Origin of the sequence: Ancylobacter mangrovi, assembly GCF_024752355.1 — a bacterium.
In the GTDB taxonomy this organism is placed as follows: Bacteria; Pseudomonadota; Alphaproteobacteria; order Rhizobiales; family Xanthobacteraceae; genus Ancylobacter; species Ancylobacter mangrovi.
Genome location: NZ_JANTHZ010000001.1, coordinates 133,982 through 148,958, shown reverse-complemented (window position 1 = coordinate 148,958; position 14,977 = coordinate 133,982). Strand labels below are relative to the sequence as shown.

Annotated in this window: 12 protein-coding genes; 5 read left to right on the top strand and 7 right to left on the bottom strand. The window is 69.7% G+C overall.

Going from position 1 to position 14,977, the window contains the following annotated elements; genetic code table 11:
- Window positions 1-343 precede the first annotated feature (343 nt).
- From NVS89_RS00665 to NVS89_RS22890, 3 genes are all read left to right on the top strand, one after another.
- Complete coding sequence (locus tag NVS89_RS00665; protein ID WP_258730536.1) at window positions 344-1,552, top strand: MFS transporter; 1,209 nt, start codon at window positions 344-346, stop codon at window positions 1,550-1,552.
- A gap of 87 nt (window positions 1,553-1,639) precedes the next feature.
- A complete protein-coding gene (locus NVS89_RS00660) occupies window positions 1,640-2,053 on the top strand; it encodes an NADH:ubiquinone oxidoreductase subunit NDUFA12 (RefSeq protein WP_258730535.1) in 414 nt (137 codons plus the stop codon).
- Between the two features lie 170 nt (window positions 2,054-2,223).
- Window positions 2,224-2,925, top strand: a complete 702-nt coding sequence (locus NVS89_RS22890) for a DUF2155 domain-containing protein (RefSeq protein WP_309486510.1) — start codon at window positions 2,224-2,226, stop codon at window positions 2,923-2,925.
- On the opposite strand, the gene aat is transcribed toward NVS89_RS22890, so the two are convergent.
- From aat to NVS89_RS00625, 6 genes are all read right to left on the bottom strand, one after another.
- Window positions 2,856-3,533 (bottom strand): leucyl/phenylalanyl-tRNA--protein transferase, encoded by a 678-nt coding sequence (aat, locus tag NVS89_RS00650; protein ID WP_258730534.1) that lies wholly within the window; start codon window positions 3,531-3,533, stop codon window positions 2,856-2,858. The two genes, NVS89_RS22890 and aat, sit on opposite strands and share 70 nt — an antisense overlap.
- Window positions 3,534-3,700: 167 nt before the next feature.
- Window positions 3,701-5,053, bottom strand: a complete 1,353-nt coding sequence (gene accC / locus NVS89_RS00645; RefSeq protein WP_258730532.1) for an acetyl-CoA carboxylase biotin carboxylase subunit — start codon at window positions 5,051-5,053, stop codon at window positions 3,701-3,703.
- Window positions 5,054-5,063: 10 nt separating this feature from the next.
- Complete coding sequence (gene accB, locus NVS89_RS00640) at window positions 5,064-5,540, bottom strand: acetyl-CoA carboxylase biotin carboxyl carrier protein (protein ID WP_258731487.1); 477 nt, start codon at window positions 5,538-5,540, stop codon at window positions 5,064-5,066.
- 30 nt (window positions 5,541-5,570) lie between these two features.
- Window positions 5,571-6,008, bottom strand: coding sequence for a type II 3-dehydroquinate dehydratase (aroQ, locus tag NVS89_RS00635; RefSeq protein WP_258730531.1), 438 nt, complete (start codon window positions 6,006-6,008; stop codon window positions 5,571-5,573).
- Between the two features lie 144 nt (window positions 6,009-6,152).
- A complete protein-coding gene (locus NVS89_RS00630) occupies window positions 6,153-6,926 on the bottom strand; it encodes a DsbA family protein (RefSeq protein WP_258730530.1) in 774 nt (257 codons plus the stop codon).
- Window positions 6,927-6,965: 39 nt separating this feature from the next.
- The gene (locus NVS89_RS00625; RefSeq protein WP_258730529.1) at window positions 6,966-8,441 is read right to left on the bottom strand and encodes a M48 family metalloprotease; all 1,476 of its coding nucleotides are present in this window, start codon (window positions 8,439-8,441) and stop codon (window positions 6,966-6,968) included.
- Between the two features lie 144 nt (window positions 8,442-8,585).
- Between NVS89_RS00625 and NVS89_RS00620 the strand changes: the two genes are divergently transcribed.
- The gene (locus NVS89_RS00620) at window positions 8,586-9,788 is read left to right on the top strand and encodes a pyridoxal phosphate-dependent aminotransferase (protein ID WP_258730528.1); all 1,203 of its coding nucleotides are present in this window, start codon (window positions 8,586-8,588) and stop codon (window positions 9,786-9,788) included.
- A gap of 121 nt (window positions 9,789-9,909) precedes the next feature.
- Here the strand turns inward: NVS89_RS00620 and NVS89_RS00615 are convergent, their stop codons facing one another.
- Window positions 9,910-12,648: an Rne/Rng family ribonuclease gene (locus NVS89_RS00615; protein WP_258730527.1), complete on the bottom strand. Its 2,739-nt coding sequence runs from the start codon at window positions 12,646-12,648 to the stop codon at window positions 9,910-9,912.
- Between the two features lie 881 nt (window positions 12,649-13,529).
- Here NVS89_RS00615 and NVS89_RS00610 point away from each other — a divergent pair.
- Window positions 13,530-14,960: an N-acetylmuramoyl-L-alanine amidase gene (locus NVS89_RS00610; protein ID WP_258730525.1), complete on the top strand. Its 1,431-nt coding sequence runs from the start codon at window positions 13,530-13,532 to the stop codon at window positions 14,958-14,960.
- Window positions 14,961-14,977 lie beyond the last annotated feature (17 nt).

The window sequence follows — 14,977 nt, the reverse complement described above, 5'->3', positions numbered from 1 at the left end:
CAAACTGGCTGACTCACTCCGGCCCGTCAACCTTTCGTCACAAATTCTAGTGTGGAAGCTTTAACGAGACGCTAAATGTAGATGGTGACGCGAGGTCCGACCTTCCACCCCTAAGGGGTGCAATCGAGCGCGGATTCGCGGGCCGAGTCCAGCCTTGATGTGCGGGCGCGGTTTGCCCGGTGAAGAACGGGGAAGACGGGTACGAGCCGCGCTCGGGACTCGCCGCTTTTGCCGGAATGCATTCCTGCAAGGCGGCTCTGTCCCTTGGGCATCTGGACAGCGGCGTCCCGGCCCCTCAAATGACGGGCAGCATTCCTGCCCTTTCTCATTGCGGTCCCGCTTCATGAGCACCGACACGCCCGCCGGGCCCTCCGCCGGCGCCCTTACCTTTTTTCTGCTCGCGCTGGCGGCGGGGCTCGGTGCGGCCAATCTTTATTACGCGCAGCCGCTGATCGCGCTGATCGCCGACGACATCCGGCTCGACGAGACGCTGGCGAGCCTCGTCGTCACCATCGGCCAGGCGGGCTACATATTGGGCCTCCTGCTGGTTGTGCCGCTCGGCGACATCGTCGAGAACCGGCGGCTGATCGGTGCCGTGCTCATCTGCGCGGCGGCGGGGCTCGGCCTCGCCTTCAGCGCGCAGACGCCCTCGGTCTTCCTCCTCGCGGCGCTCCTTTTCGGCGTCGGCTCGGTGGTGGCGCAGATCGCGGTGCCCTTCGCCGCCCATCTCGCCCGCCCCGAGGAGCGCGGGCGCAAGGTGGGCAGCGTCGTCAGCGGCCTGATGACGGGCATCCTGCTGGCGCGGCCCGCCTCCTCGATGGTGGCCCATTTCCTCGGCTGGCGGGCGGTGTTCGCGATCGCGGCGGTGATGATCCTCGCCCTCGCCGTGGGACTGAGGCTCGCCCTGCCGGTGCGCCGGCCGCAGGCGGCCGCCACCGGCGGGGGCGCCGCCTATGGCGCGCTGGTCGGCTCGCTCTGGTCGCTCTTCCGCTCGCAGCCGGTGCTGCGCCGGCGCGCGGCCTACCAGTCGGCCATGTTCGGCGTGTTCACCCTGTTCTGGACCGCGGTGCCGCTCGAGCTCGCGGGGCCGGTGTTCGGCTTCGGCCAGGAGGGAATCGCCATCTTCGCCCTCGCGGGCGCGGCCAGCGTCGTCATCTCGCCGCTTGCCGGCTGGCTGGCCGATCGCGGCTATTCGCGTGCGGCGACCTGCGGGGCGCTGGTGTGCGCGATCCTCGGCTTCGGCGTCACCGAGATCGGCGTCGCTTCCGGCTCGGTGGTGGTGCTGGCGGTGGGCGCGATCCTGCTCGACTGCGCGGCGACGGCGAATCTTGTGTTCGGCCAGCGCGCCATCTTCATGCTGGCGCCGGAGATCCGCTCGCGGCTCAACGGGCTGTTCATTGCGCTGTTCTTCTTCGGCGGCGCGGTCGGCTCGGCGGTGGCGAGCCCGCTCTACCAGCAGGGCGGCTGGGGATATGTGACGGTGGCCGGAATCGCCGCGCTGGTGCTGGCGCTGCTCTATTTCTTCACCGAGCCGCGTTCGGCCGCGACATAGGCGCCGCCGGCGCCTTTCCTCGGCTGGACACGGGCCGGCCCGGGTGGCATGTTCCGGCCAAGCTTGAGCTGGCGCAGGACGACTTCCGTGACCTTTTCCGACTTCCTCACCGAAATGTTCACCTGGTGGAACGGGCAGACCATGGGCACCCGTTTCCATACCTGGCGCTACGGCGAGCTCGTCGGCGAGGATGAGTTCGGCAATCGCTACTATCGCGCCAAGGGCGGCAAGATCGACCCCACGCTCGGCTTCCAGCGCCGCTGGGTGATCTTCAACGGCCCGGCCGAGGCGACGGCCATTCCGCCCGGCTGGCACGCCTGGATGCACCAGCGCTCCGACGTGCCGCCGAGCGAGGAAAACTACGTGCCGCGCGAATGGCAGAAGCCGCACCGGCCGAACCCGACAGGCACGCCGGCCGCCTATCGTCCGCCGGGCTCCACGCTCGGCTTCGGCCATCGCCCGGCGGTGACGGGCGACTACAAGGCCTGGACGCCGGAGTGAGCCTTCCGCCGTCGGAAGGGAACCGGCCGGCAGCGGGGAACGAGCCGGGCGACGCCCCGGCATCCGCCTCCTTCACCCCGGACGCGCCCCGACATCGCCGCATTGCCCGGCATGCTGCGAAGGGCAGCCCGATGCGCGCGCCGCGCGCCCTCTCGAGTGTGGCCGTTCCGATGCGTTCTTTCCTTTGCGCCGCCGTGGCGCTCCTGGCCCTTGGCGGCCCGCTGGCCGCGCAGCAGGGCTGGCAGGGCGGCGTCGAATCGCAGCCCCTGGCGCCCCCGCCGGGCCAGCCCGCACCTCAGGGCCAGCCCGCACCTCAGGGGCAGCCCGCACCTCAGGGGCAGCCGGCAGCTCCCGATAGCGGACAGGTGCAGAACCCCGATTCCCCGCCCGGCGGACCGGGCGTCCCCTCGATCATGGAGCCGCCGGAAGGCGGGGAGGCCCCGCGCACGCCCGCACCCGAGCAGCCGGATGTTCCCGGCCAGGCGACCTACGGGCCGGGTGGCGACATCGAGGTCGTCCAGCCGCCCGAGGAGAAGATCGAGAACAAGACCGCGGTCTTCGCCGGCCTCGACAAGATCACCGGCCGCATCATCAGCTTCGACGTCGCCGTCAACGAGACGGTGCAGTTCGGCGCGCTGCGCATCACCCCGCGCGCCTGCTACACCCGGCCCTCGACCGAGAAGCAGAACACGACCGGCTTCGTGGAAATCCAGGAGATCGCGCTCGACGGCAAGATCAAGCCGCTGTTCGGCGGCTGGATGTTCGCCTCCAGCCCCGGCCTGCACGGCGTCGAGCACCCGATCTATGACGTCTGGCTCACCGACTGCAAGCAGACCGCGCCGGTGATCGCCTCGCCCGGGCCCCAGCAGTAGAAATCCGCCTCGCCGTCCAGCGCCTGCGCGAGCAGGCGGTGGTAGTGGCGCCGCGAGACCTCGATGGCGCCGAAGCGGCGCAGGTGATCGGTCACGAACTGGGTGTCGAGCAGGGTGAAGCCGCCCTTCTTCAGCCGTGCCACCAGATGCACCAGCGCGACCTTCGAGGCGTCGCGCGAGCGGTGGAACATGCTCTCGCCGAAGAAGGCGCGTCCGAGCCGCACGCCGTAGAGCCCGCCGACCAGCGCGCCGTCTTCCCACGCCTCGACCGAGTGGCAGAAGCCGCGCGAATGGAGGTCGGTATAAAGCTTGCGGATGCGCCGGTTGATCCAGGTCGAGCCACGCCCTTCGGCGGGAGCCGCGCAACCGTCGATCACCGCCTCGAAATCATGGTCGATGCGGATCTCGAAGCGGTCCGAACGCACGGTGCGGGCGAGGCGGTCGGTGATCGCGAATTCGCCGAGCGGGATCACGCCGCGCCGCTCCGGCTCGATCCAGTAAAGGCCGGGGTCGTCCGCGCTCTCGGCCATGGGGAAGATGCCGCAGGCATAGGCCTTCAGCAGGACCTCGGGCGTGATCTCGACCTGATGCTCGCGCGGGTGTGACATGGCGGGAGCATGACCGAGATGGGCGGCGCTGTGAAGGCAAATCGCGCGCCGCCGGGGCGGGCGGCAACCGCCCGCGATCACAGCTGTGGAACCCCGGATGCATCGCCCGGCAGGGAGCCGGCTGGGCGCGCCTTACCGCGCGCTGTCCGACGCCGGCCGGCGGCCGGTCAGCTCGCCGGCTCGCCGTCGGCGAGGAACTGCTCAAGCCAGTGGATGTCGTAGGCCCCGCGCCGGATGTCGTCATTGGTGACGAGCTCGCGGAACAGCGGCAGCGTGGTCTCGATGCCCTCGACCACGAATTCGTCGAGAGCGCGCTGCAGGCGACGCAGGCATTCCTCGCGCGTGCGCGCATGGACGATCAGCTTGCCGGCGAGACTGTCGTAGAAGGGCGGGATCGAATAGCCCTGATACACCGCCGAATCGACGCGCACGCCCGGCCCGCCCGGCACGTGCCAGTAGTCGATCTTGCCTGGGGAGGGGCGGAAGGTGCGCGGGTGCTCGGCATTGATGCGGCACTCGATCGAGTGCCCCTCGAGCACCACGTCGTCCTGCGTGATGTCGAGCGGCAGGCCGGCGGCGACGCGGATCTGCTCGTTGATCAGGTCGATGCCGGTGATCGCCTCCGTCACCGGATGCTCCACCTGGATCCGGGTGTTCATCTCGATGAAGTAGAACTCGCCGTTCTCGTACAGGAACTCGATCGTGCCGGCGCCGAGATATTTCAGGTCGCGCATGGCCTGCGCCACCGTCCCGCCGATGCGCGCGCGCTGCTCGGGAGTGATGATCGGGGAGGGGGCCTCCTCCCACACCTTCTGGTGCCGGCGCTGCAGCGAGCAGTCGCGCTCGCCCAGATGGACCGCATTGCCCTGGCCGTCGCCCAGCACCTGGATCTCGATGTGGCGCGGCGTGCCGAGATATTTCTCGATATAGACCGCGTCGTCGCCGAACGCCGCGCGCGCTTCCGAGCGGGCGGTCGACAGGGCGGAGGAGAGCTCCTGCTCGGAGCGGGCGACCTTCATGCCGCGCCCGCCACCGCCGGCGGCGGCCTTGATCAGCACCGGAAAGCCGATCTCGCTCGCGACCTTGGCCGCTTCCTCGTCGCTCGAGACCCCGCCGTCCGAGCCCGGCACGCAGGGGATGCCGAGCTTCTTGGCGGTCTTCTTCGCCTCGATCTTGTCGCCCATGATGCGGATGTGCTCGGGCTTGGGCCCGATGAACTTCACGCCGTGGTCGATCAGGATCTCGGCGAAGCGGGCGTTCTCGGCGAGGAAGCCGTAGCCCGGATGCACCGCCTCGGCGCCGGTGATCTCGCAGGCGGCGAGCAGCGCGGGGATGTTGAGGTAGCTGTCGCGCGCGGCGGGCGGGCCGATGCACACGCTCTCGTCGGCGAGCTTCACATGCATCGCGTCGGCGTCGGCCGTGGAGTGCACGGCGACGGTGGCGATGCCGAGCTCCTTGCAGGCCCGAAGGACCCGCAGCGCGATCTCGCCGCGATTGGCAATGAGGATCTTCCCGAACATCAGGCGTGTCTCACTCGATGATCAGGAGCGGCTCGCCATATTCGACCGGCTGCGCATTGTCCACAAGGATACGGGTGACCGTTCCCGCCCGCGGGGAGGGGATGGCGTTCATCGTCTTCATCGCCTCGACGATCAGCAGGGTCTGGCCCTCCTTGACCACGGAACCGACGCCGATGAAGGGCTTGGCGCCGGGCTCGGGGCCGAGATAGGCGGTGCCGACCATCGGCGAGGGCACCATGCCGGGGTGCTTGGCGAGGTCGTCGCCCCCGGCGGCGGCCGGCGCGGCGGCCACGGGCAGGGCGGCCGGCATCGGCGCGGGCGCCGCCATGGCGACCGGCGCGGGCGCGTAGACCGGCGCGGCGCGCGCGACGCGGATCCGCAGATCCTCGTGCTGCACCTCGATCTCGGTGAGGTCGCTCTCGGAGAGAAGGTTGGCGATCTCGCGCACCAGCGCGGGGTCGATGTTCGGCTTGTTGGTTTTCATCATCATCCCGTGACGGGGGGCTGCCCGCCTCCCTCAGCTGACACGGCGCGCGGCAAGCGCGTCGATGGCGAGCCGGTAGCCATCGATCCCGAGCCCGCAGATCACCCCGAGGGCGACCGACGAGACATAGGAGTGATGGCGGAAGGCTTCGCGCGCGAAGACGTTGGACAGGTGCACTTCGACGACATTGAGGCCGACCGCCTTGATAGCGTCGGCAACGGCGACCGAGGTGTGCGTGTAGGCGGCGGCATTGAGCGCGACGCCGAGCGAGCCGCGGGCCTCCTGCAGGAAGCCTACCAGCTCGCCTTCGTGATTGGTCTGGCGGAACACGAGCTCCAGCCCGTGTCGCTCACAGGCCGCGCGGCAGGCGTTCTCGACGTCCCCGAGGGTCGCGTGGCCGTACACTTCCGGCTCGCGCGTGCCGAGCAGGTTCAGGTTCGGGCCGTTGAGAACATGTACCGTGTCGGGCATCGCCCCTCGAAAGATCAGCCGCTGCCCGACTTTTGCCGGGGCCGCGGGTTTATAGGCAATGCCCGGCCCGCCGCCAAGCCCCGAGCCGGCCGGAGCGGGGGTTAATCCCCGGACGCAAGGTCGCGGGTCGCCCCCGCCTCCGGTTCAGCACTGGGTCTTGCCGCAGGAACGCACCGAGTCGATGGCGCTCTTGAGCTGGTCGTGGCCGACCGCGCCGACGATCACCGAGTCGCCCGCCACATAGCTCGGCGTGCCGTCGATGCCGAGCGCGTCGGCGATCTTCATGCTCTCCTGCAGCGTGGCGTTCACTTCCGGGTCGGCCATCGCCTTGGCCAGCGCGCTCATGTCGACGCCCGCCTCCTTGGCCGCGGCCAGAGCCTTGTCCTTGTTGGCCTGCCCGCGCCCGCCCAGCAGCTTCTGGTGGAAGGCGAAGTACTTGTCGGGCGCGACCATGCGCACGCCCACCGCCACCTGCGCGGCTTCGACCGAGCCCGGGCCAAGCACGGGGAATTCCTTCAGGATGACCTTCAGCTTGGGGTCTTCCTGGGTCAGCTTGACGAGGTCGGCGAGCGCGTGGCGGCAATAGCCGCAATTGTAGTCGAAGAACTCGACCAGCGTGACGTCGCCATTGGGGTTGCCGACCACGGCGCCGCGCGGCGATTCGAAGATCAGCGGCTTCAGCGAGGCGAGTGCCTGGTCGCGCTGGTTCGCCTCGGCCGCGGCCTGGCGCTTCTGCAGCTCGACGATGGCCTCCTGGATCACCTCGGGATTCTTCAGGAGGTAGTCGTGGATCACCGCCTCGAACTCCTTGCGCTGGCTGTCGTCGAGCGCGGAGGCCGGCGCGAGGCCGATGCCGAGGAGGAGGCAGGCGGCGATCGCACTGCACCCGGCACGGCGGAAAAAGGTGAGCGGCGGCATGTTCATCTCCGGAAAGGACGTTGTTCGGTCGGTCGTCGGTCAGGGACGGCGCTGCGCGCGCGAACTCGGCGGCGGCGTGAACTTCACGATATCATCCGCCTTGAGCCAGCCGGGCGAGCCGAGCGGAAATTTCGTGCGGGCGCGGGAGGCGAGCTCCTTGGCGAGCGCGTAATCGCCGCCGACGAAGGCGGACTGGGCCGAGGCGAGGTCGGCATTCGGAATGTCGCCCTTGTCGCCATAGGCCATGGCGAGATAGCGCCAGCCGGCGGGGGAATCGGGCTCGCGCTGCAGGCTGAAGGTCAGCTCGCGCACCGCCTCGTCCATCACCGCCTTGTTGTCGGTGGCGACCAGCGCCTGGCCGAGCAGCATGCGGATCAGCGGATTGCCGCCCGACAGCTTCACCGCCTGGCGCAGCGGCGGCACCGCCTCGCGCGCCCGGCCGGCTTCCAGCAGCGCCTGGCCCTTCAGCTCGTAGAAATAGGGATTGGACGGCTGTGTGGCGATCAGCGCGTCGATCTGGCTGATCGCGCCGGGAATGCTGCCATAGCGATAGGCCGAGATCGCCCGCGCGTAGCGCGCCGGCAGCGACGTGTCGGAGGGCGAATAGGTGCGGTTCACCGCGTCCGGCGTTTCCGTGTAGCCGACCAGCTTGGCGCGCATCATGTCGTGCCGCGCCTGCAGGGCCGGCGAGTCCTTGGCGTTGAAGTACGGGCTCTTGTGCGCGAGGTTGGAGAGCAGCGCGATGCGGTCCGCCGCCATGGGATGGCTCAGCACGTAGGGATCGACGCGCTGGCTGATGAACATCTGTTCGTTCTCGAACCGCTCGAAGGTCGTCAGCATGCCGGCGGCGGACTGCTTGGTGGCGTTCAGGAAGCTGATGGCGGACCGGTCGGCCGCCATTTCCTGCTCGCGCCGGTAGGAGAGGATGGTCCGGCGCATCATGTCCTGCGGCATCATCATCGCCCCGGCCGCCGCGCCGCCCATATTGGTGCCGCTCGCCGCGCCGGCGGCGACCCCGCCCGCGGCCAGCAGCATGCCGACGATGGCGGCGGTTTGCGCGGATTCGAGCATCTCGCGCTGGCGCGCCAGATGCCCACCGGCGATGTGGCCGGTCTCGTGCGCCAGGACGCCGATGACCTCGTTCGGCGTCTTCGCCTGCTTGAGCGCGCCGGTATTGATGAAGATGCGCTTGCCGTCGGCGACGAAGGCATTGAACGAATCGTCGCCGATCAGCACCACCTTGATGTTCTGCTGGGTCAGGCCCGCCGCCTTGAAGATCGGCCGCGTATAGTCGCGCAACAGCGTCTCGATCTCGGCGTCGCGGATGATGTTCGGCCCGCGCGACTGCGCCCGGGCGGGGCCGGCGGCGAGCATGCCGGTGGCGAGCACGGCGAGGCCATAGGCCGTGCGGCCCGCGACGCGCGCGAGAAGCCGCGCCGGGCGCGGGCGGGTCGGGCGGATTTCGGGGCCCCTTGGCCGAAGCGAGGGGTTGTCAAGCTGGTTGAGACGCATCATCCATCGGGCGGAACTGAATGTGCGGGGACCTGACGCTGTCATCGACGCAGGGTCAAGTCTTGTGCACATCATCTTCGTTTGAAGTATGCCGAGAGCAGCCGCAGATTGCGGCACGGTTACGGCATAGCCGGCAGGGCCGATCGCATGAACCCTCTTTCCGCGTCCCGCGAGGCGGCGGCCGCTACGCTCCTGCTCCAGGCGTCGCGCCGCAGCGAGATCGCCCCCTTCATCGTGATGGACGTGATGGAGCGCGCCGCCCGCATCGAGGCGCAGGGCGGGCAGGTGATCCACATGGAGGTCGGCCAGCCCGCCGCCCCGGCGCCGGCAAGCGCGCGCCAGGCCGCCCGGCGCGCGCTCGACCATGGACGGATCGGCTACACCACCGCGCTCGGCCTGCCGAGCCTGCGCGCGCGGATCGCCCGCCACTATGGCGAGACCTACGACGTCGACCTCGACCCGGCCCGGGTGGTGGTGACGACCGGCTCCTCGGCCGGTTTCCTGCTCGCCTTCCTCGCCATGTTCGAGCCCGGCGACCGGGTGGCGATCGCCAATCCCGGCTATCCGCCCTACCGGCACATCCTCACCGCGCTCGGCTGCGAGCCGGTGCTGATCGAGACCGACGCCGCCTCGCGCTGGGTCATCACGCCGGAGGCGCTCGCCGAGGCGCACCGGCAGGCCCCGCTGAGCGGCGTGCTGGTGGCGAGCCCGGCCAATCCCACCGGCACCATGATGCGGCCCGAGGCGCTGGCCGAGCTTCTGGCCACCGCCGAGGGGCTCGGCATCCGCTTCATCTCGGACGAGATCTATCACGGCCTCGACTACGCCTTCCCGGCGACGACCGCGGCGGCGCTGAGCCCCAACGCCACCATCATCCATTCCTTCTCGAAATATTTCTGCATGACCGGCTGGCGGGTCGGCTGGATGGTGATGCCCGCGCCGCTGGTGCGCGCGGTCGAGCGGCTGCAGCAGAACCTGATGATCTCCGTCCCCACGCTCTCGCAGGTCGCCGCCGAGGCGGCCTTCGACGGGGCGGCCGAGATGGAGGCGGTCAAGCACGGCTATGAAGAGAACCGGCTGATCCTCACCCGCGGACTGCCGGGCGCGGGGCTGCCCGAGTTTCTGCCCGTGGACGGGGCGTTCTACCTCTATGCCGACATCTCCCGCTTCACCGACGATTCCGCCGCCTTCGCGCGGCGGCTGCTCGACGAGGCGCATGTGGCGGCGACGCCCGGGGTCGATTTCGACCCGCATCGCGGCCACCACTTTCTGCGCCTGTCCTATGCCGGGAGCCGGGAGGAGATGCGCGAGGCGGTGGAGCGGATCGGCGCGTTTCTCGCGCGGGGCTGAGCTAGCGCTGGGCTGAACGAGGGCGGGGCCGATGCGCGCCCGGCCACCCATGGCGCTCTGAAATGAAAAGGCCCCGCTTGCGTGCGCTCGCGGGGCCTTTCGATCTTCGGGCCGGCCGGCCTTATTCGCCGAACAGCTTGCGCTGCCACCAGCCGGTGCGGCGCGGGCGCTCTTCCTCGACGGGCGCGTTCTCGGCCGGCGCGGGCTCGGCCTCGGCGGCCGTTTCGACGGATGGGGCCTCCGGCGCCGCTTCCGCGGCCAGCTCGGCCGTCACGGTCTCGGCCGGCGCCGTCTCGGCGGGCGTCTCGGCAGCAGCGGTGTCCGCGACCGGCGCGCGTTCGCGCACGGTGGAGCGGCGACGGCGCGGCTTGGGCTTGGCTTCCGGCTCGGGTGCCGGTTCCGCAGGCTCGGCAGCGGCGGGCTCGGCAGCGGCTTCCGCCGGTGCCTCGGCGGCCGCGACGCTTTCGCCCCCAGCCTGCTCGCCCCCGACCTTCTCGCCCTCAGCCGTCTCTTCCTCTGCCTTCTCGGCGCGGGTGCGGCGGCCGCCGCGACGGCCGCGGCGCGGGCGGGCCTTCTCGGCCGCCGGCTCCTCGGTCGCTTCCGCGGCTTCGGCCGCGCCGGCCTCGGCGAGCTCGACCGCCTGCTCGGCGGCGTCGCCCACGACCGGGGCCTCGGCGACCGGCGCGTCCTCGGCCGGAGCCTCGTGCACCGAATCGGCAGGAGCGGAGTCGGCCGCGGCGGCCGGCGTGTCGTCGGAGTCCTCGCCTTCGCCGTCGTCCTCGAACTCGATTCCGGCGGCGTCGAGGTCCGACCCGCCATTATCGTCGCGTCCCTGGCTCTCGCCGTTCTGGCCGCCACGACGACGCCGGCGCCGGCGGCGACGCCGGCGGCCACCGCCATCGGCGTTCTCGCCACTGGCCGCGCGCTGGGCCGGAGCCTCGGCGGGCTCTTCGGTCTCCTCGACCTCCTCTTCCTCGATATCCACCTCGTCCTCGGGCTCGACGACGAGCTCGGGCGCACGCGGGATCGGGATCGGGTTCAGCACCGCCTCGCCCTTGTCGATGGCGAAGGGGGTGAGGCCGGTCAGCGTGGCGTCGGCGCTGATGGTGATGATGACGCCGAACCGCGCTTCCAGCTCATGCAGATGGGCGCGCTTGTGGTTCAGCACATAGAGCGCGTTCTCGGTGCGGGTGCGCACGATGAGGTTGTGCGTGTTCGAGCGCTGCAGCAGGTCCTCGCAGGCGCGCAGGAGCTGGAGCGCGACCGAGGCCGAGGAGCGCACATGCCCGGTGCCGCCGCAATGCGGGCAGACCTCGGTGGAGCTTTCCAGCACGCCGGTGCGGATGCGCTGGCGGCTCATCTCCATCAGGCCGAAATGCGAGATGCGGCCGAGCTGGATGCGCGCGCGGTCGTTCTTCAGGCATTCCTTCAGCTTGCGCTCGACCGCCCGGTTGTTGCGCTTCTCGTCCATGTCGATGAAATCGATCACGACGAGGCCGGCAAGGTCGCGCAGGCGCAGCTGGCGGGCGACTTCCTCGGCCGCTTCGAGGTTGGTCTTGAGCGCCGTGTCCTCGATGTTGTGCTCGCGCGTGGAGCGACCCGAGTTCACGTCGATCGAGACCAGCGCCTCGGTCGGATTGATGACGAGGTAGCCGCCGGATCTGAGCTGGACCTGCGGCAGGAACATCGCGTCGAGCTGGCTCTCTATCCCGAAGCGGGTGAAGATCGGCTGCAATTCCTTGTAGGGCTTCACGTTCTTGGCATGGCTCGGCATGAGCATGCGCATGAAGTCCTTGGCCTCGCGATAGCCGTCGTCGCCCGAGACGAGGACCTCGTCGATGTCCTTGTTGTAGAGGTCGCGGATCGAGCGCTTGATCAGCGAGCCTTCCTCGTAGACCAGCGACGGCGCGGTCGAGGACAGGGTCAGCTCGCGCACATTCTCCCACAGCCGCAGCAGGTACTCGAAGTCGCGCTTGATCTCGGTCTTGGTGCGGTTGGCGCCTGCCGTGCGCAGGATGACGCCCATGCCCTCCGGCACGTCGAGGTCGGAGGCGACCTCCTTCAGCCGCTTGCGGTCGTCGGCGGAGGTGATCTTGCGCGAAATGCCGCCGCCGCGCGCGGTGTTCGGCATCAGCACCGAATAGCGGCCGGCGAGCGAGAGATAGGTGGTGAGCGCGGCGCCCTTGTTGCCGCGTTCCTCCTTCACGACCTGCACCAGCATGATCTGCCGGCGCTTGATCACTTCCTGGATCTTGTAGGTGCGGGCGCGGGTGCGTGGCGCCTGGCGCTCGGGCACCTCTTCCATCGCGTCGTCGGAGCCGACCTGCTCGACCACGTCCTCCTCGGCGGTGATCTCCTCGACCTCGCCGCCCGGCTCGTCGTCGCTGGGCGCGGCGCGGCGGCGCGAGCGCCTCGGCTTCTCGGCAACCTCATCGTCGCCGGCGGACGCGCCGGCCTCGCCGGAGGCGGGGTCCTCGGAGACGGTGTCCTCGGCGCTGGACTTCTTCGCCGCGCTGCGGCGGCGCGAGCGCTTCGGCTTCTCCTCGGCCTCGTCCTCGGCCTCCTTGCGCTGCTGGCGCTCTTCCTCGTCGAGCAGCGCCTGCCGGTCGGCGACCGGGATCTGGTAATAGTCGGGATGGATCTCGCTGAAGGCGAGGAAGCCATGCCGGTTGCCGCCATATTCGACGAAGGCGGCCTGCAGCGACGGCTCGACCCGGGTTACCTTGGCGAGATAGATATTGCCGCGCAGCGGCTTGCGGTCGGCGGCCTCGAAGTCGAATTCCTCGACTCGATTGCCGCGCACCACGACCACCCGGGTCTCCTCCGGATGGGTGGCGTCGATAAGCATCTTGTTGGCCATTGAACTCTCATATCCGGCAACGGCGGCGTCGACGTCGCATGGGACGTCCGACGGCATGAACCGTGCCTGCAAGCGGTGACCGATAACGGGTCCGAAAACCGGCGAGCGGGGCGCAGCACGGCGAACGTGCAGCGCGGACGGGAGGTCGGCGACGCGGCGCGGCGGCGGTTGTGGGCGCGACGAAGCAAGCTGCTCCGCGCCTCTCCCGCACTTGCCGACTGTCGCGTCATCGCTGAGTGCCGTCCATTTCTCGACCGAACAGGGTGAGCCGCGACCGCGCACGGCCCGACTCGCGACATATGGTGACGAAATGCGCGGGCGCGTCCGGCGCCGGACGTGAAACCCTGCCGCGTCCGGAAGCCCGGTGGCGACATCGGCGGTGCGCTGTCCCTTGGCGTCGCGGGCCTCGGCCCGCGCTCACGGCAGTCACGCGCCCACAAGGGACCCAATCGTGACCGGATGCAGGCTTCCATCGCTGGTGCGCCCGTCGCCGCCGGACCGCGAATGCCGGATGTCAGTCGAGCGACCCGGAAATGCGAACCATATGCATGCCCTTAATAGCGGCATGCGTGCCGATTTGGCAAGGATTGCCGTCAGTCGGTCGCCTGCGACCCTTCGCCGGTTCGTCATCATGTTGCCACCGCCCTGCCGTTGCCATGGCGCCACGCCGTGCCGCAGACGCGCCGCGCAACCGCAACGTTCGGTTAACCGAGCCTTTATATTTCGTTAGAGAATAGCGACAGGAACGACGCGGCCGATGCACGGCCGAAAGCGCACGGCGACGCGCGTGCAATTTTTGGAGGCCGGATCCCGGCATGAAGTGGCGCAGGGCGATCTTGGCGGTCATGCTCGCGGCGGTTGCGGCCCTCGCGCCTGCCGGCATGCCTGCTCACGCCGGAGCGGCCTCAAAGCCGGGTGCGAAGGCGTCGGCCCCGATTGCCGCCAGCCAGGGCACCACGGCCGAGGCCGCCAGCACGGCGGACGCAAACGCTTCGGACAAGACTGCCCCGGAGGCGTCTTCCCCCGCAACCACCGGCGCGGTCGATCCGACCACCACCGGCACGGTCACAGGCGCGGTACCGAAGGCGGTGGTGGACAGCGCCCCGGCGATCGCCACCGACGCGCGGCTTGCGGGCGACGGCGAGCGCACCCGCCTGGTGGTCGACCTGTCGCGCTCGGTGCCGCTCGGCGCCTTCACCCTCGCCGATCCCTACCGCGTGGTTGTCGACGTGCCCGACGTCGTCTTCACCCTGCCGGCCAGCGCTGGGCAGGAGGGCAGGGGGCTCGTCACCGCCTACCGCTTCGGCCTGTTCGCGCCCGGCAAGGCGCGCATCGTTATGGACGTGTCGGCGCCGGTGAAGATCGACAAGGCGTTCGTGCTGGAGCCGATGGACGGGCAGCCGGCGCGCCTCGTCGTCGATCTCGTCAAGACCGACCGCAAGAGCTTCCTCAAGATGGTCGCGGCGCCGGTGCGGCGCATGCAGGAGCCGCCCATGCCCGCGCCCGCCGTGGCGGCGGCCGGCGACACCCGTCCGGTCATCGTCATCGATCCGGGTCATGGCGGCATCGACCCGGGTACGGTGAGCGTCTCGTCGGGCGTCGCCGAGAAGGAGCTCGTGCTCGCCGTCGGCCTCGAGCTGCGCGACAAGCTCAACGCCACCGGCCGCTACCGGGTGCTGATGACCCGCGAGGACGACACCTATGTGCCGCTCGGCCAGCGCGTGCGGGTGGCCCGCGAGAGCAGCGCGCGGCTGTTCATCTCGCTGCACGCCGATTCGCTGCCCGGCCATTCGGGCGATGCGCGCGGCGGCACCATCTACACCCTGTCCGACCGCGCCTCGGACGCGGAAGCCCAGCGCCTCGCCGATTCGGAGAACAAGGCGGACATGATCTCCGGCGTCGACCTCTCCGAGGAGCCGAACGACGTCGCCGGCATCCTGTTCGATCTCGCCCAGCGCGAGACCCGCAACTTCTCCGCCCAGTTCGCCCGCACGCTCGCGGGCTACATCGAGGACACCGCCCGCCTGCACAAGTCGCCGCTCAAATCGGCGGGATTCAAGGTGCTGAAGGCGCCCGACGTGCCCTCGGTGCTGTTCGAGCTCGGCTATCTTTCGAGCGCCAAGGACCTCGAACTCATGACATCGAAGGATTGGCAGTCTAAGGTTACGGACGCCATGGTGGTGGCGATCAATGCCTATTTCGCGACCCAGAAGCCGGCTCAGGTGCTTCCGGTCGCCATGCCTGCCAGCCTTGATGCGACGGTTGGTGATTCCGGGGGTGGAAGCCGGCCGGAAGCCGCGATAAGGCCATAGTTGCCCCGCACAGGGGT